The organism is Kitasatospora sp. NBC_00458, from assembly GCF_036013975.1.
In the GTDB taxonomy this organism is placed as follows: Bacteria; Actinomycetota; Actinomycetes; order Streptomycetales; family Streptomycetaceae; genus Kitasatospora.
Map to the genome: position 1 here is coordinate 1,192,558 of NZ_CP107904.1, position 26,141 is coordinate 1,218,698.

The window sequence follows — 26,141 nt, forward strand, 5'->3', positions numbered from 1 at the left end:
AAGAACGGGCCGGGCCCGGCCGGACGGGCCGGATCAGCAGGACGGGCCCGGATCAGTGGGACGGGCCGTGCTCGGAGACCCACCGGGCGGCGATGACCGGCGTGGATGCGGCGGCGAGCGCCAGCAGCCATCCCAGCCAGGTGGGCGGCCAGGCGAACGCCACGACGAGGTCGAGGGCGACGCCCACCACCAGGGGGATCGCCGCCGGGAGGTGCAACCGGGGGTCGAACCGGCGCAGTCGGTGGAGGTCCTCCGCGTTCCCGGCGGTGACCAGGCCCGCCAACAGCCCGCCGAAGAGCCCGAGGATCATGATCCAGAGGCCGGCGATCCCGCTCATCGACGAGTACTCGTGGGACCGGGCGCCCAGGTCGAGCGCGTTCGGCGCGAACATCAGGCTGAGGCCGTCCCCCTGTTCCGGCTCACCGAGGGTCTCGACGTCGTCGAGGGTCATCCGCCGGCTCTCCCCGCCGCCCCACGGGACCTCCACCACCATCCGGGCGTTGAAGACCTGCTGCTCGTTGACGCTCACCCCGGTCCGCCGGGGCTCGGAGAGGATCTCCGCGACGTTCGCCGCGTACGTCCCGCCTCCCGCCCGCAGCACCTGCTGCGTCCAGCGGCCGTCCTCGCCGTCCGGCCCCACCGCGGGAGCCAGCCCGGCCGCGGTCCCGAGCAGCAGCGCGGCGCCCACCAGGAACCCGAAGCAGCGCCCCGGCTTCCGCGCCTTCCCCGCCTTCCCCGCCTTCCGCAGGTCCGGCCGGGGCGGGCGCCGCCGGGCCGCCAGCGAGGCGGCGACCCAGGCCGCCGCGCAGACCAGTGTCACCAGCAGCGGCAGCAGCCGGTCCAGGGTGGAGAGCGCCGCCGCCTCCGGACTCAGCGCGGGCAGCAGGGCCCACACCTCGGTGACGATGACGCCGATCGCCAGCAGCCACCCGGTCAGCCGCGTCCACACCGTACTCACGTTCCCCCCGCATGCGTGATCGAGGTGCGATCGTAGCGATCGGGGAGGTGCCCGCCACGTGCGGGGGGGGGCGGCGCCGCCCGGGGCCGCGAGGCGTCCGTCCGGGGCCCGTGACCGGCGGGTGCCGAGGCCGTCCCCGCCGTCGGGGGTGGACCTACGCGGCCCCCGCCCCGCCGGTCCGTCAGTCCTCGGCGCCCGCCGGCTCCTCGTCCCGCTGGTCCTCCGTCCGTCCGGCCCGCCAGTAGCCCATGAAGCAGACGGCACGCCGGTCGATCCCGCGCTCGCCGACCAGGTGGCGGCGCAGCTCGCGGACGGTCGCCGCCTCACCGGCGATCCACGCGTACGGCTCGCCGGCCGGGAGTTCGGCGGCCCGGACGGCGGCGGGCAGGACCTGGGCGTCCCGGTCGCGGTACAGCCAGGTCACCTCGACGCCGGGCCGGCCGGTGGGCAGGTAGCCCTCCTCGCCCGGTCCCTCGATCTCGGCGAACACCCGCACGGGCAGCCCGGCCGGCAGTTCGTCGAGGATCGCCGCGACGGCGGGCAGCGCGGACTCGTCCCCCGCCAGCAGGACCCAGTCCGCGCCCTGCGGCAGCCGGAACTCCACGCCGCCGGCCTCCTCCACCGCCGGTCCGCAGACCAGCACCCGGTCCCCGGGTGCGGCGGCGACCGCCCAGCGGGAGCCGGGGCCGTGGTCGCCGTGGACGGCGATGTCGATGTCGATCTCGTCGGGGTCGCGGCGCTGCGCGCGGACGGTGTAGGTGCGGAGCACCGGCCGGACTGCCGGGTCCATCCCGCGCCAGGTCTGGTACCAGCCGAAGTCGCCCTCGCCGGAGGGGGTCTGCGGTTCGCTCTGCCCCGGCTGCGGGAGGAGGAGCTTGATCCGCTGGTCGAGGCCGCCGTTGACGAAGCCGGTGAGGCTCTCACCGGCGAGCGTGATGCGGACCAGGTGGGGGGTGATGCGGGTGCTCCGGACGACCTGGAGCGGGAAGAGCACGAAACGCGCGGGGGCGGCGGTGCTGGTCAGGGCCCTCTCTCCTCTCAGCAGGCGGGTCGGCGGCGCGTCGGACGACGGCCGCCGATCCCCACTAAGCTTAGGTTAGGCTAACCTATCTGTTCGCGTCCTGCCCATCCCGCCCGGGCCTGCCCCGGCTGCCTGCCCTGGGCTGCCCCCGGACCGCCCCGGACCGCGTCAGACCCGGTCCAGTGGCCGGTGCGGCCCCGCGGGGAGCTCGACCCCGATCGGGTCTCCGGCCCGCACCACGCCGCCCGTCCGGACCACGCTCATGATCCCGGCCTTGCGCACCACGTTCCCGGCCTCGTCCCGCCCCACGACCTGCTTCAGCAGACCCTCCCGGAAAGCGTCGATCTGCAGGCAGGGGTTGCGCAGCCCGGTGACCTCCAGGACCGCCTCGTCCCCGATCCGCAGCAGCGTCCCGACCGGCAGGCCGAGCAGGTCGATCCCCCCGGTGGTGATGTTCTCCCCCAACTGACCGGGCGCCACCTCGAACCCCTTCTCCGCCACCTCGGCGAACAGCTCCTCGTGGATCAGGTGGACCTGCCGCAGGTTGGGCTGCGTCGGATCCTGCGCGACCCGTGAGCGGTGCCTCACCGTCACGCCCGCGTGCACGTCCCCCTCCACCCCGAGGCCCGCCAGCAGCGTGATGCCGTCCCGGTTGGGCTTGGTGAAGGAGTACTCGCCGTTGCTGCTGACCGCCGTGACCGTGCCGCCCATGTCGCGCGGACCTCCTGTTCGGAGACGATGATTCGTCCCGAGCCTATCGAGCCCCTGTGCGACCACCGCCCGGCATCCGGCGGCCCGGCATCCGACGGCCCGGCAGCAGGCCGGTGGCACTCCGGCCCGCGGCGCGGATCACGGCGGTGCGGGCGACGGCGGTGCGGGCGGCGACGGGGACGGCGTCGGGACCCGGAGCCGGACGACGGCGGCCGCCGGGGAGGTGGACCCACTCCCCGCCACTTCGAACTTATAGCGCACCTGGGGCCTTGCGGCAAGGCCCCTGACCTGCTGCAGAATCTCCCGCCTGGGCGAAAGCCGGAGATCGACGGGAGTCATGTATGCGTGTGGTGTTGTCGGCGTACGGGTCGCGGGGCAGTGTCGAGCCGATGGCGGGGCTCGCGGTGCGGCTGCGGGAACTCGGCGCGCAGGTACGGGTGTGCGCGCCCCCTGACGAGGAGTTCGCGCAGCGGCTGGCCGGCGTCGGCGTCGAGGCGGTGCCGGTCGGCGACCCGGTGCGGCCGCTGGTGACCACGGTGACCCCGGGGTCGGCGGCGGGCCTGGCCAAGCGCGTCGCCGACCTGATGGCCGCGCAGTTCGACACCCTCGCCGCAGCGGCGGAGGGGTGCGACGCCCTGGTCGCGACCGGCCCGCTGCCGGCCGTGGCCGCGGCCCGGTCGGTGGCCGAGAGGCTGGGCGCCCGCTACGTGCACGCGAGCCACCAGCCGGTCAGCCTGCCGTCGCCGCACCAGGCGCCGCCCGCGCGGCGGGGCCGGCCGCTGCCCGCGGAGGAGTCCGACAACCGCGCGCTGTGGGACCTCGACGCCCGGATCGCCGACGAGATGTTCGGCGAGGAGCTCGACTCCCGCCGGGCGGCGGCCGGCCTGCCACCGGTGACCGGTGTCCGCGACTACGCCTTCACCGGCAGTCCGTGGATGGCCGCGGACCCGTTCCTCGCCCCGTGGCGGCCGACGGACCTCGCCGTGGTGCAGACCGGCGCGTGGATCCTGCCGGACGACCGCCCGCTCCCCGCCGGACTGACGGCCTTCCTGGACGCCGGCACGCCACCCGTGTACGTGGGGTTCGGCAGCACCCCCGTGCAGGATCCGGCGGGCGTCGCCCGGGCCGCCGTGGAGGCCGCCCGGGCGCGCGGCCTCCGCGTGGTCCTCGCCCGCGGCTGGGCGGGTCTGGACGCGGTCGACGACCGGGAGGACTGCTTCGTCGTCGGCGAGGTCAACCAGCAGGCGCTGTTCCGCCGGTCGGCCGCCGTCGTGCACCACGGCAGCGCGGGCACCACGACGACCGCCGCGCTGGCCGGTGTGCCGCAGGTGGTGGTGGCCCAGGGCGCCGACCAGCCGTACTGGGCCGGGCGGGTGGCCGCCCTCGGGATCGGCGCGGCCCACGACGGACCGGTCCCGACCGCCGGGTCCCTGTCGGCGGCGCTCGCCACGGCCCAGGCGCCGGGCACCCGCGAACGGGCTTCCGTCGTGGCCGGCACGGTGCGCACCGACGGGGCGGCGGTGGCGGCGCGGCTGCTGCTCGACGCCGTCGGCCGGGGCTGAGCGCACCGGCCGACGGCGTCGGCCCGTCGGCCCGTCGGCGCAGGACCGCCCGGGTGCCCGGGTGCCCGCCCTGCCCCGGCCTACCCCAGCCCGCCCCGGCCTGCCCCGGCCTGCCCCGCGCGGTCAGCTCCGGCGGATCGCGCGGGGTTCGCCGAAGCGCTCCTCGAACTCGGCGTCGCTCAGGGCCTCGATCTCGTCACCGGTGATCCGGCCCGCCAGCAGTTCGGCGAGGTGGCGGGGCAGCCGCGCGCGCCGCATGCCCTCGGTGATCCCGCCGGGCACGGTGCGGACCTCGGTGTCGACGCGGCCGTCGGGGTGCAGGGTGTAGGTGCGGTAGCCGGGGCCGTCGAGGCTGCCGTTCGTGTGGTCGATGCTGTAGTAGGTCGACGGGCACACGTACACCGGGCGGCCCTCGAACTCTCCGGACAGGTCGCCGTGCAGGTGGCCCGCGCCGATCGCCCGGATCGCGGGGAAGTCGCGCACCAGCGCGGCGAGGCCGCGGTAGGAATCGACGTCCGGGGCGGTCCGGAGCAGCGGCGGCTGGTGCAGCCAGACGAAGACGTGCTCGGCGCCGGTGGCCGCCAGGACCCCGCGGGCCCGGGCCTCCTCCGCCGGGGTGAGGCCCGGTTGGGCGGCCGCGTGCACCCGGTCGTCGCGGTCGCGGTAGGTGCCGTCGCCGTCGGCCTCGCGGCCGTGCGCGTTGCTGTCGAGGAACAGCATCAGCCAGTTCCCGACCCGGACGGCCGACTCCAGGTGCACGTTGGGGCGGGGCAGGCAGGCCTGCAGTTCGTCCTGCCGGTCGTGGTTTCCGGCGAGGCAGTAGACCGGGACGGGGAGCGTGTCGAGGACCGCGCCCATCCGCTCGTACGCGCCGGGCTCGCCGGTGTCCGCGAGGTCGCCGGTGGCGACGACCAGCGAGGCCCCGGCGATCGCCTGCCCGGCGTCGGCGAGGACGGCGGCGAGTCCCTCGTCGGGTTCGTGGGAGATGAACCCCCTGGTCCCGGGGGAGTCCTGGAAGTGCAGGTCGGATATCTGGACGATGCCGAAGGACCCGTCGGCTGCGGCCGTCCCGGCTGCTCCGGTGTCCTGGGCCGCCTGGACCTGGTTCGTCTCTCGCATCATGCGCCCTCGCTCGCTCGGTGGGGAAGGACCGTGGGTCCGGGTCGGACCTCGGCCAATCTAAGGAAGTGGCAGAACTGCCAAATGACAGTCGTGCAAACTTCTGCCGAGCACCGTCGGGCGTTCCGGGGGCACCCGCCGGGCGCCGTGGCGCAGCCGAGGGCGCCGGCGGACGGGGACGGGCCCGCCCCGACCGCACGGGGGGCGCGGTCGGGGCGGGCCCTGCCGGCCCGGGGGGGGCGGGCCGGCGGTCAGGTGGCCAGGTGTGGTCAGGTGGCCGGGCGGCCGAGTGCTTCGCGTGGCTGAGGCGATCCAGGCGGTCCAGGCGGTCCGGGCAGCTCAGGCGGACGGTCCGGCGTCCGGGATCCAGGAGCCGTGGATCATCGCGGGCACCCGGCGCGGCAGGTGGACGGTGGCGACCGGCGGGAGCGTGAGGTCGGAGGCGTCCAGGACCAGCAGCCTGGAGGCGTCGGCGTTCAGGTCGCTCACCACCGTGAGCAGGTAGCCGGCGTCCTCGTCCGCGTCGGCCCGACCGGAGGCCGGGACGAACAGGGCCTCGCTGGGCAGCTGCCCGGTGCCGACCGGCAGCAGCTGCCGGTCCCCGGTGCGGCGGTCGTACTTGACCAGCGTGTGGTTGCCGACGCCCCGGTCGTCGGGGAACGACAGCGCGTACTGGTAGCGGTGCTCGCGGCCGAGGTAGGCCTCGTTGATGGTCGGGAACTCGACGGTGAGGTCGTCGGTCCACTCCTCGCGGACCCGCCCGGCCGCCAGGTCGACGGTCCAGCGGCGGCTGCGGGAGCCGGAGTTGGGCTCGGCGCCGCGGTCGGGGGCGCCGATCCACCAGTTCCAGGAGCGCTGCCAGCCGTCACGGCCGACGGCCGGGCCCTCGATCACGACGCGCCCGGCGGCGTCCTCGTAGGCGTTGGCGAAGTGCATCGCGTACCCGGCCTCGATCGGGAACCAGCGCACCTCCGACGCCCGACCCTCACCGCGCGGCATGACACCGATCCGGGCCGCCTGCGCGTCGTTCCAGCCGTACGGGATCCCCGAGTGGTCGCCCGGGTCGAAGGTGACCGAGCCCTCCAGGAAGACCACGTGGTGCTCGGTGATCACGAAGTCGTGCTTCAGGGCGGCGCTCGCGCCGGGCACCTCCTGGCTGGTCAGCACGGTGCCGTCGGGCGAGGAGACGTGGTGGATCAGGTAGGGCGGGAACGGGGAGGAGGCGAAGAAGTGCAGCTCGCCGGTGACCGGGTCCTCCCGGGGGTGGGCGGTCATGGCGGAGGTGAGCCGGCCGTTCCAGTCGTAGGCGCCGACGGTCTCCAGATCGGCGGTCAGCTCGAAGGGGAGCGCCGACTCGCAGAGCGCGAGCAGTCGGCCGCCGTGTTCGATGACGTGGGTGCCGGCGGTCGAGGCGGTGAGGTCGGGGCCGTGCTCGGTCATGTAGGGGGCGCCGTCCAGGGCGGGGGTGTGGACCCAGCGGTTGCGGTACCACTCGGCGCGGCCCTCGCGGAGCCGGATGCCGTGCACCATGCCGCTGCCCTTGAACCAGTGGGTCGGGGTGACGCCGGGCTTCGGGTTGTGGCTGTTGCGGATCAGCCGACCCGTCAGCTCGGGCGGCAGGGTGCCCTCGACGGTGAGGCCGGTGGCGGTGATCTCGTCGGCGACGGGGGCGTAGTGGCCGGTCAGGTAGGGCTTGGCGACGGCGGTCATGGCAGGGACCTTTCGCTGGTCGGTCGGTGGGTCGGCGGCACTGCGGGCGGACGGGCTGGTGGGCTGGGGTGCTGGGGTGCTGGGGTGCTGGGGAGGCGACGAGCAGCGGGGCGCCTCAGTGGGCCGTGCCGCCGGCGCGGCGCTCGGCCTCGGCCTTGAGGTGGCCGAGCCAGCGCTCCAGGGACTCCCGCAGCGCCTGCTCCATCACCTCCGGCATGGCGGCGACGGGCGCGCCGCTCCAGGACTCCTCGGTCCGGACGGTCACCCGGCCGTCCCCGGTCTCGTCGAACGCCCAGACGTGGACTCCCTCGATGCCGTTGGCCGGGCCGCCCCAGACGATCCGCGCGCCGGGGACGAGCTCCCGGACCGTGGAGGTGATCTCCAGGCCGTGGGTCCGCCAGGTGAAGGAGGCTCCGGGTCCGTCCAGCGGGCCGTCCCGGCGGACCGACTCGACGTCCGGGTTCCACTGCGGCCAGGCCTCGACGTCGGTGTGGACGGCCCAGAGGGTGGCCGCCGGGGCGTCGACGGTGGTGGCGAGGCGGACGATGACGGGGGCGGTGGTGTCGATGTTCTGGGTGGACACGGGAGTTCCTCTCCTTGACGGGGCTTCGGTGCGGTGCGGTCGGTGCGGTGCGACGGGCGTGCGGTGCGACGGGTGTGCGGTGCGGTGCGGTGCGAGGGGTGCGGTCAGCGCGGGCCGGGCTGCGCCGTGACCGGCTCCGCCGACGCGGACTCCGCCCCGGCGGACTCCGGCGGAACGGCTTCCGCCGGGGCGGGCCTTCGGAGCAGCAGGAGTGCGAGGGCCGCCGCCGCGGCGAGGACGACCGCGCCGCCCAGGAAGGCGGCCCGGTAGCCGGCGGTGAGGGCCTCCAGAGGGGGCAGCCGGTCCTCCCGGCCCGCGGTGACAGCGGCCGCGAGGGTCCCGAGGACCGCCAGGCCGACCGCGCCGCCGACCTGCCTGGTGGTGTTCACCAGGCCGCCGGCCAGCCCGGAGTCGGCCGCCGGGACCCCGGCGACGGCGACGCCGGTCAGGAGGGAGAACGCGGCGCCGAGACCGAGGCCGACGGCGACGGCGGGGCCGAGCACGTCGGTCGGGTAGCTGCCGTCGGCGGCGATCCCGGAGAGCCAGAGCAGCCCGGCCGCCTCGGTGAGCAGTGCGGCGGCCAGCACCGGGGCGGTGCCGAACCGGCGGGCCGCCCGGGGGCCCAGGGCCGAGCCGAGCATGTTGGCTGCGGCGAGCGGGAGCTGGCCGAGCCCGGCGGCCAGCGGGCCGTCCCCGAGGACCTGCTGTTGGTACAGCGGCAGGAGGTAGAACAGCGCGATCCAGACCGAACCGAGCAGGGCCATCAGCAGGTTCCCGGCGGCGACCCGGCCGGTCCGGAGGAGGCGTGGCGGCAGCAGCGGGCTCGGGTGGCGGCGCTCGACCAGGAGGAAGAGCCCGAGCAGCGCGGCGGCCGCGGTCAGGGCGCCGAGCACCGGGGGGTCGGTCCAGCCGGCCCGGCGGGCGGCCGTCAGTGCCCAGACCAGGGCGGTCAGGCCGAGGGCGGCGGTGCCCGCGCCGAGGACGTCGAGGCCGCCCCTCCCCCGTTCCCGCGCTTCGGCGTCCGGCGCCGGTGCGCCCGGGACCAGGACGGCGGTCGCGGCGAGGACGAGCAGGGCGCCGACCGCCGTGGCGTGGAAGGTCCACGGCCAGCCGAGCGCCTGGGTCAGCACGCCGCCGAGCAGGACTCCGGCGGCGCCGCCGGCGCCGGAGACCGCACCCCACACCCCGAGGGCCCGGCCGCGCCCGGGGCCGGGCGGGAAGAGGTCCATCACCAGGGCGAGCGCGGCGGGGGCGACGGCCGCGGCGGCCAGGCCCTGCACGGTCCGGGCGGTGATCAGCACCGCCCCGGTCGGCGCCAGCCCGGCCGCTGCCGAGGCGGCGGCGAACAGGGCCAGCCCCGCGAGCAGGACGCGCCGCCGTCCCCGGAGGTCGGCGAGGCGTCCGCCGGCCAGCAGGAGTGCCCCGAAGGCGAGGCCGTAGGCGTTCACGACCCAGGACGCGCCGTCGTCGTCGAGGCCGACGCCGTCCCGGATGCGCGGGAGGGCGACGTTGACGATCGAGGTGCTGAGGATCACGACGAACTGCGCCCCGGCGAGCGCCGCCAGGCCGGCGCCCGGTCGGCCCGGGGCCTGCCGGACGCCCGGGGTTCCCTGCGGCATCACGCCGCCTCCTTTCTCATTTGTGAGTGATAGACCACTCACACTTGCGGCCGAAGAAACGGCGGCGCCGTCCGGGCCGCGGATCGCGGACCTCGGGCCCCGCCGGGTGCCCCGCCGCGGGAGCGGTCGGGCACGGGGGTGGGTCGATGGGTGAGCGGGTGGGTCGGTGGGCGGGTCAGTAGTGGGTGATGCCGGCCGCGAGGGTCCGCGTCCACGGCGCGTCCACGGCGTCCGCACCGATCGAGACCAGCAGGTGGCAGAGCATCCCCGTGGCGAAGAAGCCCTGGACCTGCTGGTCGTCCCCGCCGGAGGCGCCGCGCACGTACTCCACCGTCCGGGCGTACCCCTGCCGGACCGCCTCCCGGACGGCCGGCTCGGAGACCGCCGCCGCCTGGGCGTGCAGCTGGACCAGCATCAGGTCGTTGTCGGTGATCAGCTTGGCGTAGGCGTCCCCCATGGCGGCGAGCACCACCTCGGGCGCACTCCCCCCGGCCTCCGCCGCACCCCGCTCCAGACTGCCCCGCACGCGGACGAAGCAGTGCTCCACCACCGCCACGAACAGGGCCTCCTTGCTGGGGAAGAGCCGGTACACGTAGGCCTGCGAGATGCCCGCGGCCTTCGCCACCTCCGTGGTGGTGGTGCCGAAGTACCCCCGCGCGGCGAAGGCCCCGATGGCGGTGCGCAGCACCGTCTCGCGACGCTCCTCGGCGGTGGACAACTGGCGGGGCCGTTCCGTCTTCATGTGAGTACTCAACCACTCACACCCGCCGACCGTCAACACCCCGTCAGACCGTCACCACCGGGGCCCCCGCCCTCCGGCAGCGCCGCGGAGGCGGTCCTAGTGCCATTTGGTGCAGTAGTTCTTTCCACCGGTCCAGGTACAGGCCCGGGCCTGCCAGGGCGCGCCGTCGTAGACGGGGGCGTTGAAGGAGGCCGAGTCCTGGACACCGGAGTCACCGGGCAGGATCTGGGTCTTGTTCACGTACGGGTCCCATCCGACGTTCGGGTTGGTGGACCGGTCGAACCAGACCTCCTGCCAGGTGTCGCCGACGATCTTCCAGTGGGCGTACTCGTGGTGGTCGGAGTGGAGTTCGGTGTAGATCAGCACCCATCCGTTGGGCGTGTACGTGACGTCGCAGAAGTAGCTCCCGGGCTTGAGGCTCCCGCACCCCTGGGCGACGGCGCTGGTTTCGGTGGCGGCCACGAGCCCGGCGGCGACACCGAGTGCGAGGGCGCAGCGCAGGGCGATGGATCCAGGACGGCGCACGGCAATACTCCGTTTCTCGGGGGAGTCGGGAATGCTCCACGGACAGGAGTGACCGTGTACCGACAATCCGAGTCTGCGGTCGGGACGTCGAACCGTCAATGGCGCGTACCCGTACGGTCCGCCGGCTCCGCGAGGAACCGGACGGGCGGGGCGCGTCCGGGGTGCGCTCCGCCGGAACCGCCCTACAGGCGGACGGCGAAGCGGGGGGCGGGGCGGGCGGCGGCGGCCGGGGCGGGGAGGACGGTGGCGGCCGGGGCTGCGGGGAGGATGCGGCGGAGCGGGGTCGGGGCGCCGCGCGGGGCCCATTCGCGCGGATAGCCGAGGGAGACCTCGTGGAACGGGACGCCGTCGGTGCGGGTGGTGCGGGGGATGTGGAGGTGCCCGTAGACGACGGCCGCCGCGTTGAAGCGGCGGTGCCAGTCGGCGGTGTGCTCGGTGCCGCACCAGAGGGCGAACTCGGGGTGGCGGAGCACGTAGGTGGGGTCGCGGCGGAGCGGGAAGTGGTTGACGAGGACCGTCCGCACGGCGGGGTCGAGGGCGGCGAGGCGGGCCTCGGTGACGGCGAGCCGGGCGCGGCACCAGCTGTCGCGGTCGGGGTAGGGGTCGGGGTGGAGCAGGTACTCGTCGGTGCACACCACGCCGGCGGCGTGGGCGGCGGCGAGGGCGGCGGCCTTGGTGGTGGTGCCGCGCGGGCGGAAGGTGTAGTCGTACAGGAGGAAGAGCGGGGCGACGGCGACCGGGCCGCCGGGGCCGGTCCAGACGGGGTACGGGTCCTCGGGGGTCGAGACGCCGAGGCCGCGGCAGAGGTCGACGAGGGCCCGGTAGCGGGCGTCGCCGCGGAGTTGGACCGGGTCGTCGGGCGGGGTCCAGAGTTCGTGGTTGCCGGGCGCCCAGACGACCTTGGCGAAGCGTTCGCTCAGCACCCGCAGGACGCGGGCGATGTCCTCGAAGCGTTCGGAGACGTCGCCCGCGACGATCAGCCAGTCGTCGTCGGAGCCCGGGCGCAGGCGGTCGACGACGGCCTGGTTCTCGGCGTAGCCGACGTGCAGGTCGCTGGTGGCGAGCAGGGCCCCGGTCATCGGCGTGCCTCCACGAGGTTGGTGGCGTCCAGGAGTCGGCGGGTGTAGGGGTCGGCGGGGCGGTCGAAGAGCCGCTCGACGGGCGCGGTCTCGACGAGCCGGCCGTCCTTCATGACGGCGACCCGGTCGGCGAGGTGCTGGACGACGCCGAGGTCGTGCGAGATGAAGAGCAGCGCGAGGCCGAGGTCCCGGCGCAGGTCGGCCAGCAGGTCGAGGATCTGCGCCTGGACGGAGAGGTCCAGTGCGGAGACCGGCTCGTCGCAGACCAGCAGGGTGGGTGCCGGGGCCAGTGCCCGGGCGATGGCGACGCGCTGGCGCTGGCCGCCGGAGAGCTCGGTCGGGCGGCGGTCGAGGAGGGCGGCGGGGAGGCCGACCTGGTCGAGCAGTTCGGTGACCCGCTGCCGCCGCCGGGCGCCGCGCGGCACACCGGCGCGGGCGGCGGCCTCCGCGATGACGCGCTCCACGGTGAAGCGCGGGTCGAAGGAGCCGAGCGGGTCCTGCTGGACGGCCTGGATCCGGAGGCGGTCGGCGCGGCGGCGGCGTTCGGGCAGCTCGCTCCACGGCCGGCCGGCGAGGCGGACGGTGCCGGTGTCGGGGCGTTCCAGGCCGAGGACGATCCGGGCGGCGGTGGTCTTGCCGGAGCCGGACTCGCCGACCAGGCCGAGCGTCTCCCCGGGGTGGAGGTGGAACGAGACCTCCTGGACCACGGGGCGGCCGGCGAAGGACTTGCCGATCCGGTCGACCTCAAGGAGCAGCCCCGCGTCGGAGGAGGACGGGCCCCCGGTGAGGGCGACCGGTTCGCGGACGGTGAGCGCCGCCGACCCGGGGTGCCAGCAGCGGGCTCCGAGCGAGTCCACCGGGGGGAGGACGCTCCGGCAGGTCGCGTCGGCGGCGGCGCAGCGGGCCGCGTACGGGCAGCCGTCGGGGTCGGGGGCGACCTGCCGCAGGGGGGCGGGCGCGAGCCGGGTGCCGCGGGTGCGGGCGCCGGGGACGGCGTCGAGGAGGGCCCGGGTGTAGGGGTGGCGGGGGTCGGCGAGCAGCCGTTCGGTGGGGCCGGTCTCGACGATCCGGCCGCCGAACATGACGGCCACCCGGTCGGCGAGCCGGGCGACCACCGACAGGTCGTGGCTGATCAGCAGCAGGGCGGTGCCCTGTTCCCGGAGGCCGTCGAGCAGGTCGAGCACCTGGGCCTGGACGGTGACGTCGAGGGCGGTGGTGGGCTCGTCGGCGATCAGCAGGTCGGGTTCGCCGGCGAGCGCGGAGGCGATCAGGGCGCGCTGGCGCAGGCCGCCGGAGAGCTGGTGGGCGTACTGGGCGGCGCGGCGTCCGGGCTCGGGGATCCCGGCGCGTTCGAGGAGTGCGCGGACCCGGGCCGGGATCTCCTCGCGGCCGGCCAGGCGGTGCACCCGCAGCGGCTCGGCGACCTCGGCGCCGACGGTGCGCAGCGGGTCGAGCGACACCAGGGCGTCCTGGAGGACGAGGCCGATCCGGCGGCCGCGCACCCCGCGCCACTCGGCCTCGGTGAGGGTGGCGAGGTCGCGGCCGTCGAAGGCGAGCCGACGGGCGGTGACGGCGGCGGGCACGCGGCCGCCGGGGCCGGATGCGGTGAGGCCGACCAGGGTGCGGGCGGTGACGCTCTTGCCGGAGCCGGACTCGCCGACGACGGCCAGGCACTCGCCGCGGTCGAGGGTGAACGAGACGTCCCGCACGGCGTGCACCGGGCCGAACCGGACGTCGAGCCCGTCGACGGTCAGCAGGGGCGCCTGCGCCGGGGGCTGCTTCACGATCGGGGCCGGGGTCGGGGCCGGGGTTGGAGCCGGGGCCGGCGTCCGGGTCGGAGTCCGGGTCGGAGTCGGCTTCGGGGCCTGCGCGGGCGTCATGCCTCGGTCCTCCGGGTGAAGCGGGCCTGGGCGCGGCGGCCGAGGACGTTGACGACGAGCGCGGCCGTGGTGATGGCGGCGCCCGGGAACACGCCGATCCACCAGGCGGTCGCCAGGAAGCGGCGCCCCTGGGAGAGCATCGCGCCCCACTCGGGGCTGGGCGGCTGCGGGCCGAGGCCGAGGAAGCTGAGCCCGGAGGCGGCGATCAGCGCGGTGCCGAAGCCGACGGCGGCGAGGACCAGCATCGGGCCGACGGCGTTGGGCAGGACGTGCCGGGCGATCAGCAGCGGGCGCGGCAGGCCGAGTCCGACCGCCGCCTCCACGTACCCGGAGCGGCGGACGACCAGTGTCTCGGCGCGGACGATGCGCGCGTACCCGGGGACGAAGGCGATCGCGATGGCGAGCATGACGTTGAGCGAGCCGGTGCCGAGGATGGTCACGGCGAGCAGGGCGAGCAGGATCGGCGGGAGCGCGAGCAGGATGTCCGCGAGCCGCATCAGGGCCTGGTCGGCCCAGCGTCCGCCGAGCGCGGCGGCGAGGCCGAGGGCGGTGCCGCCGGCCACCGCGAAGACGGTGGCGCCGAGGCCCAGCAGCAGGGACGGCCGGGCCCCGTGGAGGACGCGGGTGAACAGGTCGCGGCCGAGCTGGTCGGTGCCGAACCAGTGCTCGGCGCCCGGCGGGGTGAGCGCCTCCGCCGGGTGGGTCTCCACCGGCGAGGCGGAGCTGAGCAGGCCGGGAACGAGGGCCGCGAGCACCAGTAGGGCGAGCGTGGTGACGGCGAGCGCGAAGCCGAGCCGGCGGGCGAGCGGCGCGACGGCGGCCCGCCGGGAGGTGCGGGCGGCCGCGGGGTGCGCCGGGGCGGCCGCGGTGGCCGCTCCGGCCGGGACGGCCTCGGTGGCCGGGCCCCCGGGGACCGGCCGCTCCCCCGCGCGGGGTGCGTCCCCCCGTCCGGGCGGATCGGCCGGGTCGGCTGCGTCGGCAGTGGCAACGGTGTTGTGGGACATGGGAGTTCAGCCGTTCCTCAGCCGCGGGTCGATGACGAGGTAGAGCAGGTCGACGAGGGTCGAGATGACCACGAAGACCAGCGCCGAGAGCAGGACCAGCCCGATCACCAGCGGCAGGTCCTTGTTGGTGGTGGCCTGGAGGGTGAGCGCCCCGATCCCCGGCCGGCCGAAGACCGACTCGACCAGCACCGCGCCGCCCAGCAGCGAACCGGTCAGCCACCCGGTCAGGGTGACCACCGGCACGGCCGCGTGCCGCAGCCCGTGCCGGAGCACCACGGCCGCCGAACCGAGCCCGCGCGAACGGGCGGTGAGCGTGAACGGCCGCCCGAGCGCCGCCTCCAGGCCCTCGCGCAGCACCTGGGCGAGCATCCCCGCCACCGGCAGCGCGAGCGTGACGGCGGGCAGCACCAGGGCGGCGAAGCCGTCGTCCCCGGCGACCGGGAAGATCCGCAGCTGGAACGAGAACGCGGTGAGCAGCAGGATCCCGATCCAGTAGGACGGGCTGGAGACGGCCAGCAGCTCGGCGAACGAGCTGAGCGCGCGCAGGGCGGGCCGCCGCCCCGCGGTGCCGACGGCGGCGACCAGCGCCAGCACCACGGCCAGCGCCAGGGCGGTCAGGCCGAGTTGGACGGTCGGCCCGAGCTGCTCGCCGATCAGCTCCGAGACCGGCCGCTGGAGCTGGTACGACTCGCCGAGGTCCCCGGTCAGCAGGTGGCCGAGGTAGGTGGCGTACTGGACCGGCACGGGCCGGTCCAGCCCGTACTGCTCCTGGATCGCCGCCTTGACCTCGGGGCTGGCGGCGGTGCCCGGCCCGAGCATGACGGTCACCGGGTCGCCCGGGATCAGCTGGAGCGCGGCGAAGGCCACGGTCGCCGCTCCGAGCAGCACGGCGAGCGCGCCGAGCAGCCGGCGCAGCACGGCGCGCAGGACGCGGACGGCGGCGGGCGGGCGGACGGCCGCCGGGGTGGCGGCCGTCGGGTGGGTGGTGGTCATGCCTCAGTCCCAGGAGGTCGGGTGGCGGGTCCGGGGACCCGTGCGGCGGGATCGGCCGCACGGGTCGCCGGGGTACTCGATCGGTCCGTCCGGATGCCCACCGGGCCCGGACGGAGGGTCACTTGGCGAGCCAGGCGTCGTGGAACGCCAGCCAGGTGTTGGGGTCGGCCGTCAGACCGCGGACCTTGGCGGAGGTGCCGACCACGGCGGTGCGCACGTACAGCGGGACGATCAGGCCGAGGTCGATGGCGCGCTGCTGGGTCTTGCCGTAGACGTCCTGGCGGACGGCCTTGTCGAACGTCCCCTTGCCGGTCGTGGTCCACTCGTCGAGCTGGGCGTCCTGGTAGAACGTGGCGTTCTGGCCGCCGGTGGACGGCTTGCTGGAGCTGTGGAAGTAGAGCCGCAGCACGTCCGGGTCGAACCGGGCCCAGCTGTAGTCGGCGATGTGCTCCTTGCCGCCGTAGGTGTTGGCGATGAAGGTGCCGATGTCCAGGCGGGGACGGGTGATCTCGACGCCGATCTTCTTGAGGTCGGCCTGGATCGCCTGGCCGAGCGTCTCGCGCTGCTCGCGGACGAACTCGGCGGGCGGCAGCGGCCACTCCAGGGTCAGTCGCTTGCCGTCCTTGGTGCGGTAGCCCTCACCGTCGCGGGCCGTCCAACCCGCGTCGTCCAGCGCCTTGTTGGCCGCCGCCTGGTCGTACGGCCAGGACTTCTCCAGCGCCTTGTTGTAGTACGGGGTGCTCGGTCCGACCGGGCTCCAGGCGCGCTTGTAGACGCCGAAGTAGACGGACTGGACGTCGGTGTCGAGGTCGATGCCGCGCTGGACCGCCTTGCGGACCAGCGGGTCGTCCAGCGGGGCCTTGCTGGTGTTGAGGACCAGCCCGTAGTTGGCGCCGGGCGCGTCGGTGGCGATGGTGCGCAGCTTCGGGTCGCCCTGCACGGTCTTGACGTCGGCCGGCGGGATCGGCTCGGCCACCTGGACCTGGCCGCTGTTGAGCGCGCCGACCCGGACCGAGTCCTCGGTGAGGAAGCGGATGGTGAGCTTCTCCAGGTAGGCCGGGCCCTGGTGGTTGGCGCTCGGCGGCGCCCAGTTGTAGTCGGGGTTGCGGGTGAAGACGGCGCTCTGGCCCTTGGTGTAGCTGCTGAACACGAACGGGCCGGTGCCGACGTCGGCGGGGCCGCCGGCGCCCAGCTTGGAACCGTTCTCCTTGATCGTCTTCGGCGAGTAGAAGCCCAGGTAGGCGGTGCTCGCGGCCTGGAGGAACGGGGCGAACGGCTCGCTGAAGGAGACCTTGACCGTCCGCGTGTCGACCACCTCGGTGCCGGTGTACGGGCCGAGCAGGCTCGCCGCGTACTGCGACTTGGTCTCCTTGGCGACGATCCGGTCGAAGTTGGCCTTCACCGCCTCCGCGTCGAACGGCGTGCCGTCGGTGAACTTGACGCCGTCGCGCAGGTGGAAGGTGTAGCTCTTGAGGTCCGGCGTGATCTCCCAGGAGGCCGCCAGCCAGGGCTTGAACTCGCCCGTCGCGTCCTGGTGGACGAGCGAGTCGAAGACGTTGCGCTGGACGGCTCCGGTGATGTCCTGCTGGCTGACGTGGATGTCGAAGGAGATCGGCTCGACGTCGGTGGCGTAGGTCAGTGCCCCGCCCTGGACCGGCTTGTCGTCGGCGCCGTCCTGGGCCGCTCCCGGACCTCCGGATCCGGAGCCTGAGCTGCAGCCGGCCAGAAGCAGCACCCCGGCAGTGAGGGCGGCGAGCAGCGGAAGGGGCCGGGGCCCGGTGATGGGCATGCTGATGACTCCGTGTTGGTGGGAGGAACGGGCTGGGGAATGCCGAGAAGCTATCGGCGGCCCGACCCCCGCGGACCCCTACCGGACCCCTAACCCGACCCTTACGGCGGGGGCAAGGGGTGGTGGTCACGGGCGGTCGGCGGCCTCGCGCGGGGCTAGTCCGACCGGGGGTGTTCGTATGCGGCGCATCAGGGCGAGGGGGCTGCACGGGGCGGTTCCCGGGCGGCTCCGGGGGCCGTTTCGAGGGCGGCTCCGGGGCGGCTCCGGGGGCCGTTTCGAGGCGGGCGTTTCCCGGGTGGGGCGGCGTTCGGGCGCGCGGGTTCGGGCGCGCCCGGGCCCCGGTGCGCCGGGCCCGGGCGCGGTGCGTCCGCTCCGGCGGCGGCGCCGGAGCGGACGGCGGTCAGGCGTCGTGGTGGTGGCGGCGCGGGTAGCGGGGGACGGAGCGGCGGTGGGCGATCCGCCAGCCGTCCGGGGTGCGGGTGTACACGTCGAAGTAGTCGCCGTTGTGGACCGAGCCGTCGGGCAGGATCGCCAGGTAGCGGCTGCGGCCCCGGACGGTGCCGTCCTCGTCGACGCCGAACACCGAGTCCAGGGTCTGGTGGTCCGGGTGGTCCTGCCCCAGGTCCCGGGCGAACACCCGGATCTTCTCCAGGCCGGTGAACACCGCTCCGGTGCGGGCGAGTTCGATCACGCCGTCCTCGGCGAACACCCCGGCCAGCGCCTCGGCGTCCGCGTTGTCGAAGGCGTGCGAGAAGCGGGCGAGCAGCTGGCGCAGCTGTTCGGCGTCGGCCGTGGAGAGTTCGGGGGCGGTCATGGTGGTCCTCCTGAGGGTGGGTTCTGCCGAAACGGGGGGGAGGGCCCGGCCGACGGCGGTGCCGGCCGGGCCCCGGGGGGCGGGAAGGGGACGCGACCCGCGCGCGGCGGGTCAGACGGTGGCGGGAGCCAGCTGCTGCACGATGCCCAGGCGGTCGGGCAGCACGTTGTAGCGGACCACCTTGCCGTCCCGGACGGTCAGCCAGCTGATGCTGTGGCCGACGAACGAGCGCCCGGTGGCCGGGACACCGAAGACCGGGCCCACGTGCACGCCCTCGATCCGCCAGAAGGCGATCACCCGGTCGCCCTCGGCCACCAGGTCCTCGACGACGGCCTTGACGTCGCGGACGTTCTCCCAGAGCCAGCGCAGGTGCTCACGGAAGTCCTCGCGGGTGCCGCTGCCGCCCGGTCCGACCCGGGTCTCGTCGGCGGCGTCCTCGGCGACCAGCTCCTCCAGCAGCTCGACCCGCTGCTCGCTGACCAGCTCGTGGTAGTAGCGCTCGACCACGGCCTTGTTCGCCTCGATGCTCATCGGTGTTGCTCTCCTCGTCAGTTGGGAAAAACCATGGGGTACTGCGGTGGTGCGGCACTGCGGTGTTGCGGTACTTCGGTACTTCGGTACTTCGGTGTTGCGGTACTTCGGTCCTGCGGTCCTGTCGCGCGGCCCCGGGCCGGAGGAGGTCAGCGGCCCCGGGCCGGCGGGGGCAGCAGGATGCCGCCGTTGGCGCTCAGGCCCCCGTCGACCGGGACGGTCACCCCGGTGACGTAGGAGGCCGCCGGGGAGGTCAGGAACCAGACCACCTCGGCCTGTTCGCGCGCCTCGGCCCACCGCTGGGCGGGGATGCGGCGGGTGATGAACGCCGAGAACTCCGGGTCGGCGACCTGCCCCGCGGTCAGCCCGGTGACGGTGCCGCCGGGCGCGATCGCGTTGATCCGGATGCCCTCGGCGGCGTAGTCGATGGCCGTGCCCCGGACCAGGTTGATCACGGCCGCCTTGGTCGCGTTGTACGCCCAGGTACCCGGGTCGCCGCGCAGGCCGGAGACCGAGGAGGTGGCCACGATCGCCCCTCCCCCGGCCTCCCGCAGCGCCGGCACCGCCGCCCGGATGCCCAGCACCACGCTGCGCACGTTGACGGCGAAGAGCCGGTCGAACCGCTCGACCGCGCCCGGCGCCTCCAGCGGACCGCCGCCGCCGGTACCGGCGTTCAGCACCGCCGCGTCCAGCCGTCCCCACCGCTCCTGGGCGAGGGCGACCGCCGCGACGTTGGTCTCCTCCGCGGACACGTCACCCGCCAGCGTCGCCACGCCGTCCAGCTCGGCCAGCGCCTCCAGTCCCGCCTTGTCGACGTCCACCGCGACCACGCGGTGCCCGCGCTCCACGAACAACCGGACCGTCGCCTCGCCGATCCCCGACGCTGCCCCGGTGACCAGCACTACCGGCTCCGTCATGCCTGCTCCTTCCCTTCCTGATGGATGTCGCGCCGCCCGCCCCGGGCGTCGTGCCCGGTGCGCTCGGTGCGTTCGGTTCCCTGTTCCGTGCGCCGGGGCCGGGCGCCGCACGCCCGGCCCCGGCCGGAGGCGCTCAGCCCTGCTCGATGCGGTCGATCCACCCGCGGACGGCGTCCGCCGTCGTCGGGGTGTGCTGCTCCAGCACGGTGAAGTGGTCGCCCGGGATGTCCAGCACCTCGTGCGGCACCGGCCAGTAGGCCCGCCAGTCCTCGCGCTCGGTCGCGTCGACGACCATGCCGCGCAACGGGGTGTCGGCGCGCAGCGCGAGGATCGGCGCGGTGACCGGGCTGGGCTCCCAGCCGGCGAAGACGTTGTTGTACCCGCCCATCGAGGTGAGGCTGGAGTCGCTCCAGATCATGTCGTACAGCTCGATCCGGTCGATCATGCCGCCGAGCATCGAGTGCAGCCACCACTCGCCCATGCCCTCGCGGGCCGCGCTGTCCATCGGGTACGAGTCCACCAGGACCAGTCCGGCGACCGCCCGTCCGCGCGCCTCCAGCCGCTCGGTGACGGCCTGCGCGACGCAGCCGCCCATCGAACGGCCGATGATGACGAACGGGCGATCCTCGCCGACCAGTTCGAGCACGGTCTCGGTGTGCATGGCGAGGTAGGTGTCGATGTCGTCGGGCAGGCGGTCGGACGGGTCCCAGCCCGGGGACGGCACCACGAAGACGTCGCGCTCGCCCTGGAAGGCGTGGCCCAGCCGGGCGTACTCGTGCGGCCCGGAGATCGCACTCAGCGCCGGGAACGCCACGACGGCCACCTCGCCGTCCCCGCCGGCGAGCCGGATCGGCTTGAGGGCGTGCTCGGCCCGCTCCTCCGTGCCGAACCGGGACCGCAGGTGGGAGGCGACGCCGATCAGCGCGGACGCCTCGGGGAAGCTCCCCTGCGCGGCCAGCCGCCGGTAGAGCGTCGAGAGCGGGTGGCGCGGGTCGTCCACCGGGCCGTCCGAACCGTTCCCCGCGACCGCCGTCCCGGCCGGGCCGCCCGCCGCCGTCCCGGTCCCCGCGGTGCCGGCGGCCCCGGCGGTGCCGGTCTCCGGTCCGCCGGATACCGGCTGCTCCGCGATCAACCCGGTCAGGTACTCGGCGAGGGCGGTCGGGTCGGGGTGGTCGAAGGTGATGGTCGGGGCGAGCCGTAGCCCGGTGGCGGCGGTGATCCGGTTGCGCAGCTCCACGGCGCTCAGGGAGTCCAGGCCCAGCTCGTTGAAGGCCCTGGTGGCCGTGACGGCCGCGGGGTCGCTCCCGAGCACGCCCGCCACCTCGGTGCGCACCAGCGCCAGCACGGCGGCCGGCCGGTCCGCCTCGGCCAGCGCGGCCAGCCGGGACAGCAGCGCGGGCGCGCCGCCGCCGGTCGCCGCCCTGGCGACCCGCCGCGGCGGCGGGGCGAGGGTGCGCAGCACCGCCGGGGCGGGCTGCTGCGCCCGGACGGCGGCCAGGTCCAGCGGCACGGCCACCAGGTAGCCGGTGTCCACCCGGGCCGCCGCCTCGAACAGGCGGGTGCCGCGCTCGGTCGAGATCGTCCGCAGTCCGGCCCGGGCGGCCCGGCGGAGGTCCGCTTCGGTGAGGTGGCCGGTGATGCCGCTGGCCTCCTCCCACTGGCCCCAGGCGATCGACTGGGCGGGCAGGCCGATCGAGCGGCGGTGGGCGGCGAGCGCGTCGAGGTAGGTGTTGGCCGCGGCGTAGCTGCCCTGGCCGGGACCGCCGAGGACGGCGGCGACGGAGGAGTAGAGGACGAACGCGGCGAGGTCGTGGCCGCGGGTGAGCTCGTGCAGGTGCCGGGCGCCGTCGGCCTTGGGGGCCCAGACCGCCGCGAGGCGCTCGGGGGTCAGGGCGGTCAGGACGCCGTCGTCGACGATGCCCGCGGTGTGGACCACGGCCGTGAGCGGGTGCTCGGCGGGGACCGCGCCGATCGCGGCGGCCAGCGCCTCGCGGTCGGCGGTGTCGGCGGCCGCGATCGTCACCGAGGCGCCCAGCGCGGCGAGTTCGTCCCGCAGGGCGGCGGCGCCGGGCGCGTCCGCACCGCGGCGGGAGAGCAGCAGCAGGTGCCGCACCCCGCGCTCGGCCACCAGGTGCCGGGCCAGGATCGCCCCGAGCGTGCCGGTGCCGCCCGTGACGAGCACCGTGCCCTCCGTGTTCCACGGCCGGTCCGCACCGACCTCGGGGACGGCCGCCCGGACCAGCCGGGGCGTGTGCAGCCGGCCTGCCCGCAGCGCGAGTTGGGGCTCGCCGGTGGCGACCGCGGCGGCCAGCACCGCCTCGGAGGCGGGCGTGCCGTCGGTGTCGACCAGGACGATCCGGTCCGGGAACTCGTTCTGCGCGGAGCGCAGCAGGCCCCAGACCGGGGCGGTCCCGAGGTCCGGCGTCTCGGTGTCGTCGACGGCGACGGCCTTCTGGGTGAGGACGACCAGGCGGGCGTCCGCGTGGGACTCGTCGGCGAGCCAGGACTGCACCGCCGCCAGCGTCGACGGCAGGCCGGTCCCGGGGTCGACGCGCAGCGGCTCCCAGGCGGGGGCCGCGGGTGCGCCGGACGCCGGGGTTCCGGGCGCGGGTGCTCCGGCCGACGCGGTCACCCCGGTCGGCAGCTCGGGCCAGTCCAGCCGGAACAGCGCGTCGCGGTCCGCGCCGTCGGCCGGGGCGAGCTGCTCGGCCGAGACCAGGCGGGCCCGGAGCGCCTCCACCGAGGCCACGGGTGCACCGGTCCCGTCCGCGACGTCGATCGCGAGCACCTCCGGCTCGGTGTACCGGAGCCGGACCCGCAGCGCGCTCGCACCGGCCGCGTGCAGCCGGACGCCGCTGTACGCGAAGGGCAGCCGGCTCACTCCGGGCGGGCTGTCGACCAGCCGGTGGTGGACGGTGATGTGGACGGCGGCGTCCAGCAGGGCGGGGTGCAGGCCGTACCGGGCGGCCTCGCCGGCGAGGGTGTCGGGCAGGGCGACCTCGGCGAAGAAGGTGTCGCCGTCCCGCCAGGCGGCGCGCAGGCCCTGGAACCCGGGCCCGTACGCGAGGCCCGCCGCGGCCAGGTCCTCGTAGAGCCGCTCGGTGTCGAGCAGCGTCGCGCCCGGCGGAGGCCAGGCGTGCAGGCCCTCGGGCGGTGCGGCCGGGCCGCTCAGCAGGGTGCCGCTCGCGTGCCGGGTCCACTCGCCGAAATATGTCGACCGGTCTACAGAGGAAGATGAGGAATCGGCAGACCGGTCTACAGAAACGGAATCTGCCGATCGGTCTACATATTCTCCCCGGCCCGCCTGCGGGGCGGGGCGCGAGTGGATGGTGACGGGCCGCAGACCGTCCTCGTCGGGGTCCCCGACGGTCACCTGCACGTGGACGGCGCCGCGCTCGGCGAGGACCAGCGGGGCCTCGACGACCAGCTCGTCGAGCGTGCCCGCCCCGACCTCGTCGCCCGCGCGGATCGCGAGCTCCAGCAGCGCCGTCCCGGGAAGGATCACGGTGCCCTGGACGGAGTGGTCCGCGATCCAGGGGTGGGTGGACAGCGAGAGGCTGCCGGTCAGGACCGCGCCCTCACCGTCGGGCAGACCGACGGCCGCCCCGAGCAGCGGGTGGCCCAGCGGGGCCAGGCCCAGGCCGGCGGCGTTCCCCGTCCGGGTGGCGGCCTCCAGCCAGTAGCGGCGACGCTGGAACGGGTAGGTCGGCAGGGCGACGCCCGAGGACGCACCGGTGCCCAGCAGTGCGGTCCAGTCGACGCGGTGGCCCTGGACGTGTATCCGCGCCAACGCCCCCACCACCGTCCGCGCCTCCGCACGATCCCGCCGCAACGCAGCCACCGTCACCGGACCGTCGAGAATCCCCTCCACCAACCCCGCAAGCGTCCCGTCCGGACCCAACTCCACGAACGTCGAAACACCCTCCGACGCCAACTCCCCCACCACATCCGCAAAACGCACCGCCTCACGCACCTGACGCACCCAATACCCCGGATCCGCCAACTCCCCCGCCGACGCCACCCGACCCGTCACATTCGACACCACCGGAATCGACGGCGCCCGAAACTCCAACCCCTCCGCCACCACCCGGAACTCCGCCAACATCCCATCCAAATGCCCCGAATGAAACGCATGACTCACCCGCAACCGCCGCGAACGACGACCCGCAAAACGCCCCCGAACCTCCTCGACCCCCACCTCATCACCCGACACCACCACCGACAACGGACCATTCACCGCCGCGACATCCACCCCCGCCACCAGAACAGCCCGCACCTCCTCCTCCGACGCCTCCAACGCCACCATCGCCCCACCACCCGGCAACGCCTGCATCAAACGAGCCCGCGCCCCCACCAGAACCGCCGCATCCTCCAGCGACAACACCCCTGCCACATGCGCAGCCGCCAACTCACCGATCGAATGCCCCGCCACGAAATCAGGCCGAACACCCCACGACTCGAACAAACGGAACAACGCCACCTCCACCGCGAACAACGCCGGCTGCGTCCACCCCGTCTCATCCAGACCCACACCCGAAACGATCACCTCACCCACCGGCAACCCCAACGCCCCCACCACCGCATCGAACGCAGCAGCGAACACCGGCTCCGACCCATACAACTCACGCCCCATACCCACCCGCTGACTCCCCTGCCCCGAGAACAGGAACGCCAGACCACCGGCCTGGGCGGTACCGCGCACCACACCCGGAGCATCGAGGTCACGCAGCGCCGCCGGGTCGTCCAGCACCACCGCCCGCTCCTCGAAACTCGCCCGGGTGGTGACCAGGGCGCGCGCCAGGTCCAGCCGGCCGGCCGCGTCCGCCGGGTCGACGGACCCGGTCGCGGACCCGGCGGCAGTCTCGACGGCGGACTCGACGGCGGTCTCGGCGAACTCGGCTATCCGCAGGGCCTGTTCGCGCAGCGCCTCGGGAGAGCGCGCCGAGACCACGAACGGCACCACGGACGGCACCACGGACGGCGCAACCGACGCCACCACGGCGGGCGCACCGGCAGACGCACCGTCAGGCGCCACGGCGGACTCCGCCGCAGGAGCCGCAGCGGACTCCGGCCCCGGCTCCGCCCCGGCCGGCGCCTCGGGCGCCTGCTCGATGATCACGTGCGCGTTGGTGCCGCTCGCACCGAAAGCCGACACCCCGACCCGGCGCGGTCCGGCCACCGACGGCCACTCGCGCGGCTCGGTGAGCAGTTCCACCGCGCCCGCCGACCAGTTGACGAACGGCGTCGGCTCCTCCGCGTGCAGGGTACGCGGCAGCACGCCGTGCCGGATCGCCAGCACCGACTTGATCACCCCGGCCACCCCGGCCGCCGCCTGGGTGTGCCCGATGTTGGACTTCAACGACCCGAGCAGCAGGGGCTGTTCGGCCGGGCGCTCCTGCCCGTAGGTGGCGAGGATGGCCTGCGCCTCGATCGGGTCGCCGAGCCGGGTGCCCGTCCCGTGCGCCTCCACCGCCTGGACGTCGGCCGTGGCGAGGCGGGCGTCCGCCAGGGCGGCGCGGATCACCCGCTGCTGGGCGGGGCCGTTGGGCGCCGTCAGACCGTTGGAGGCGCCGTCCTGGTTGACCGCCGAACCGCGCAGCACCGCCAGCACCTCGTGGCCCGACCGCCGTGCGTCGGAGAGCCGTTCGACCACCAGCAGGCCGACGCCCTCCGCCCAGCCGGTGCCGTCCGCGTCCGCCGCGAAGGCCTTGCAGCGGCCGTCGGTGGAGAGCCCGCGCTGGCGGGAGAACTCGACGAAGCCCTGCGCCGTCGACATCACACTGACCCCGCCGACCAGCGCCAGGTCGGACTCCCCCGACCGCAGCGACTGCGCGGCCAGGTGCAGGGCGACCAGCGAGGAGGAGCAGGCCGTGTTCACCGTGACCGCCGGACCCTCGAAGCCGAAGGTGTAGGAGATCCGGCCGGAGGCCACGCTGTCCAGTCCGCCGATGCCCAGGTAGCCCTCCAGGTCGCCGGGGGCGTCGTGGAGCCGGGGCGTGTAGTCGGTGCCGGCGAGGCCCGCGAAGACGGCCGTCCGGCTGCCCTTGAGCGTGGTCGGGTCGATCCCGGCCCGCTCGAACGCCTCCCAGGCGGTCTCCAGCAGCAGCCGGTGCTGCGGGTCGGTGGCGACCGCCTCACGCGGCGAGATGCCGAAGAACTCGGCGTCGAACTCGGCCGTGGTGTCGAGGAACCCGCCGTGCCGGGTGTACGAGGTGCCGGGGTGGTCCGGGTCCGGGTCGTACAGCCCGTCGAGGTCCCAGCCCCGGTCGGCGGGGAACTCGGTGATGGCGTCGACACCGTCGGAGACCAGCCGCCAGAGGTCCTCGGGCGAGCCGACGCCGCCGGGCAGCCGGCAGGCCATGCCGACGATGGCGATCGGCTCGCGCTTCGCCCGTTCCACCTCCTCCAGCCGCCGGTTGGCCTGGCGGGCGTCGGCCAAGGCGCGCTTCAGGTAGTCGCGGAGCTTCTGGTCGTTCGACATCGGTGCCTCTCGCATCACGGTCGTTCGGGTGGTGGCAGGGGGCCGGACGGCCGTCAGTGGGTGTCGGACGGGGACGCGTCGCGGTCCATCAGCGCGAACAGCT

At 75.1% G+C, this 26,141-nt stretch carries 19 protein-coding genes and 1 pseudogene; 1 reads left to right on the plus strand and 19 read right to left on the minus strand.

The genetic code is table 11. From position 1 onward, the window contains the following. Window positions 1–52: 52 nt before the first annotated feature. The 3 genes from OG550_RS04095 to OG550_RS04105 all read right to left on the minus strand — a co-directional run bounded on the left by OG550_RS04095 (window position 53) and on the right by OG550_RS04105 (window position 2,690). Window positions 53–958 (minus strand): hypothetical protein, encoded by a 906-nt coding sequence (locus OG550_RS04095; RefSeq protein WP_327674587.1) that lies wholly within the window; start codon window positions 956–958, stop codon window positions 53–55. Window positions 959–1,139: 181 nt separating this feature from the next. After that, window positions 1,140–1,952 (minus strand): siderophore-interacting protein, encoded by an 813-nt coding sequence (locus OG550_RS04100; protein ID WP_327674589.1) that lies wholly within the window; start codon window positions 1,950–1,952, stop codon window positions 1,140–1,142. Between the two features lie 195 nt (window positions 1,953–2,147). After that, window positions 2,148–2,690, minus strand: coding sequence for an MOSC domain-containing protein (locus tag OG550_RS04105; protein ID WP_327674591.1), 543 nt, complete (start codon window positions 2,688–2,690; stop codon window positions 2,148–2,150). A 341-nt stretch (window positions 2,691–3,031) separates the two neighbouring features. On the opposite strand from OG550_RS04105, the gene OG550_RS04110 reads away from it, so the two are divergent. Beyond that, on the plus strand, window positions 3,032–4,252 hold the full coding sequence (locus OG550_RS04110; RefSeq protein ID WP_327674593.1) for a glycosyltransferase: 1,221 nt from the start codon (window positions 3,032–3,034) through the stop codon (window positions 4,250–4,252). Window positions 4,253–4,375: 123 nt separating this feature from the next. Here the strand turns inward: OG550_RS04110 and OG550_RS04115 are convergent, their stop codons facing one another. The 16 genes and pseudogenes from OG550_RS04115 to OG550_RS04185 form a co-directional block, all read right to left on the minus strand. After that, window positions 4,376–5,374 (minus strand): metallophosphoesterase, encoded by a 999-nt coding sequence (locus tag OG550_RS04115; RefSeq protein ID WP_327674595.1) that lies wholly within the window; start codon window positions 5,372–5,374, stop codon window positions 4,376–4,378. A gap of 336 nt (window positions 5,375–5,710) precedes the next feature. Continuing rightward, window positions 5,711–7,081 carry a carotenoid oxygenase family protein gene (locus OG550_RS04120; protein ID WP_327674597.1) on the minus strand — a complete coding sequence of 457 codons (1,371 nt, stop codon included), beginning with the start codon at window positions 7,079–7,081 and terminating at the stop codon, window positions 5,711–5,713. Window positions 7,082–7,196: 115 nt separating this feature from the next. Further along, window positions 7,197–7,664 carry an SRPBCC family protein gene (locus OG550_RS04125; RefSeq protein ID WP_327674598.1) on the minus strand — a complete coding sequence of 156 codons (468 nt, stop codon included), beginning with the start codon at window positions 7,662–7,664 and terminating at the stop codon, window positions 7,197–7,199. Window positions 7,665–7,768: 104 nt separating this feature from the next. After that, on the minus strand, window positions 7,769–9,283 hold the full coding sequence (locus OG550_RS04130; protein ID WP_327674600.1) for an MFS transporter: 1,515 nt from the start codon (window positions 9,281–9,283) through the stop codon (window positions 7,769–7,771). 175 nt (window positions 9,284–9,458) lie between these two features. Beyond that, window positions 9,459–10,025 (minus strand): TetR/AcrR family transcriptional regulator, encoded by a 567-nt coding sequence (locus OG550_RS04135; protein ID WP_327674602.1) that lies wholly within the window; start codon window positions 10,023–10,025, stop codon window positions 9,459–9,461. A gap of 96 nt (window positions 10,026–10,121) precedes the next feature. Then, the gene (locus OG550_RS04140) at window positions 10,122–10,550 is read right to left on the minus strand and encodes a hypothetical protein (protein WP_327674604.1); all 429 of its coding nucleotides are present in this window, start codon (window positions 10,548–10,550) and stop codon (window positions 10,122–10,124) included. 182 nt (window positions 10,551–10,732) lie between these two features. Further along, the gene (locus OG550_RS04145) at window positions 10,733–11,629 is read right to left on the minus strand and encodes a metallophosphoesterase family protein (protein WP_327674606.1); all 897 of its coding nucleotides are present in this window, start codon (window positions 11,627–11,629) and stop codon (window positions 10,733–10,735) included. Then, window positions 11,626–13,509 carry an ABC transporter ATP-binding protein gene (locus tag OG550_RS04150; protein WP_327674608.1) on the minus strand — a complete coding sequence of 628 codons (1,884 nt, stop codon included), beginning with the start codon at window positions 13,507–13,509 and terminating at the stop codon, window positions 11,626–11,628. Before OG550_RS04150 ends, OG550_RS04145 begins: the two co-directional genes overlap by 4 nt. Then, window positions 13,506–14,513, minus strand: coding sequence for an ABC transporter permease (locus OG550_RS04155; RefSeq protein WP_327674610.1), 1,008 nt, complete (start codon window positions 14,511–14,513; stop codon window positions 13,506–13,508). The genes OG550_RS04150 and OG550_RS04155 overlap by 4 nt, the downstream gene beginning before the upstream one ends. A gap of 6 nt (window positions 14,514–14,519) precedes the next feature. Next, entirely contained in the window at window positions 14,520–15,506 is a 987-nt protein-coding gene (locus tag OG550_RS04160) for an ABC transporter permease (RefSeq protein ID WP_327674612.1), read from the minus strand. A 118-nt stretch (window positions 15,507–15,624) separates the two neighbouring features. Continuing rightward, a complete protein-coding gene (locus OG550_RS04165) occupies window positions 15,625–17,295 on the minus strand; it encodes an ABC transporter substrate-binding protein (RefSeq protein ID WP_327674614.1) in 1,671 nt (556 codons plus the stop codon). A 400-nt stretch (window positions 17,296–17,695) separates the two neighbouring features. Next, on the minus strand, window positions 17,696–18,109 hold the full coding sequence (locus OG550_RS04170) for a nuclear transport factor 2 family protein (RefSeq protein WP_327674616.1): 414 nt from the start codon (window positions 18,107–18,109) through the stop codon (window positions 17,696–17,698). 111 nt (window positions 18,110–18,220) lie between these two features. After that, window positions 18,221–18,640, minus strand: a complete 420-nt coding sequence (locus OG550_RS04175; protein ID WP_327674618.1) for an ester cyclase — start codon at window positions 18,638–18,640, stop codon at window positions 18,221–18,223. A gap of 149 nt (window positions 18,641–18,789) precedes the next feature. Beyond that, entirely contained in the window at window positions 18,790–19,557 is a 768-nt protein-coding gene (locus OG550_RS04180) for an SDR family NAD(P)-dependent oxidoreductase (protein WP_327674620.1), read from the minus strand. A gap of 133 nt (window positions 19,558–19,690) precedes the next feature. Next, the gene (locus OG550_RS32740; RefSeq protein WP_442906130.1) at window positions 19,691–20,557 is read right to left on the minus strand and encodes an alpha/beta fold hydrolase; all 867 of its coding nucleotides are present in this window, start codon (window positions 20,555–20,557) and stop codon (window positions 19,691–19,693) included. A gap of 135 nt (window positions 20,558–20,692) precedes the next feature. After that, window positions 20,693–26,056, minus strand: a pseudogene (locus OG550_RS04185) (type I polyketide synthase); the annotation flags it as partial. Between the last annotated feature and the right edge of the window lie 85 nt (window positions 26,057–26,141).

Bases quoted from the DNA above. Each gene is read 5' to 3' on its own strand.
- OG550_RS04105 (WP_327674591.1), bottom strand. From the start codon at position 2,690: ATGGGCGGCACGGTCACGGCGGTCAGCAGCAACGGCGAGTACTCCTTC.
- OG550_RS04110 (WP_327674593.1), top strand. From the start codon at position 3,032: ATGCGTGTGGTGTTGTCGGCGTACGGGTCGCGGGGCAGTGTCGAGCCG.
- OG550_RS04115 (WP_327674595.1), bottom strand. From the start codon at position 5,374: ATGATGCGAGAGACGAACCAGGTCCAGGCGGCCCAGGACACCGGAGCA.
- OG550_RS04120 (WP_327674597.1), bottom strand. From the start codon at position 7,081: ATGACCGCCGTCGCCAAGCCCTACCTGACCGGCCACTACGCCCCCGTC.
- OG550_RS04130 (WP_327674600.1), bottom strand. From the start codon at position 9,283: ATGCCGCAGGGAACCCCGGGCGTCCGGCAGGCCCCGGGCCGACCGGGC.
- OG550_RS04135 (WP_327674602.1), bottom strand. From the start codon at position 10,025: ATGAAGACGGAACGGCCCCGCCAGTTGTCCACCGCCGAGGAGCGTCGC.
- OG550_RS04145 (WP_327674606.1), bottom strand. From the start codon at position 11,629: ATGACCGGGGCCCTGCTCGCCACCAGCGACCTGCACGTCGGCTACGCC.
- OG550_RS04150 (WP_327674608.1), bottom strand. From the start codon at position 13,509: ATGACGCCCGCGCAGGCCCCGAAGCCGACTCCGACCCGGACTCCGACC.
- OG550_RS04155 (WP_327674610.1), bottom strand. From the start codon at position 14,513: ATGTCCCACAACACCGTTGCCACTGCCGACGCAGCCGACCCGGCCGAT.
- OG550_RS04160 (WP_327674612.1), bottom strand. From the start codon at position 15,506: ATGACCACCACCCACCCGACGGCCGCCACCCCGGCGGCCGTCCGCCCG.
- OG550_RS04165 (WP_327674614.1), bottom strand. From the start codon at position 17,295: ATGCCCATCACCGGGCCCCGGCCCCTTCCGCTGCTCGCCGCCCTCACT.
- OG550_RS04170 (WP_327674616.1), bottom strand. From the start codon at position 18,109: ATGACCGCCCCCGAACTCTCCACGGCCGACGCCGAACAGCTGCGCCAG.
- OG550_RS04175 (WP_327674618.1), bottom strand. From the start codon at position 18,640: ATGAGCATCGAGGCGAACAAGGCCGTGGTCGAGCGCTACTACCACGAG.
- OG550_RS04180 (WP_327674620.1), bottom strand. From the start codon at position 19,557: ATGACGGAGCCGGTAGTGCTGGTCACCGGGGCAGCGTCGGGGATCGGC.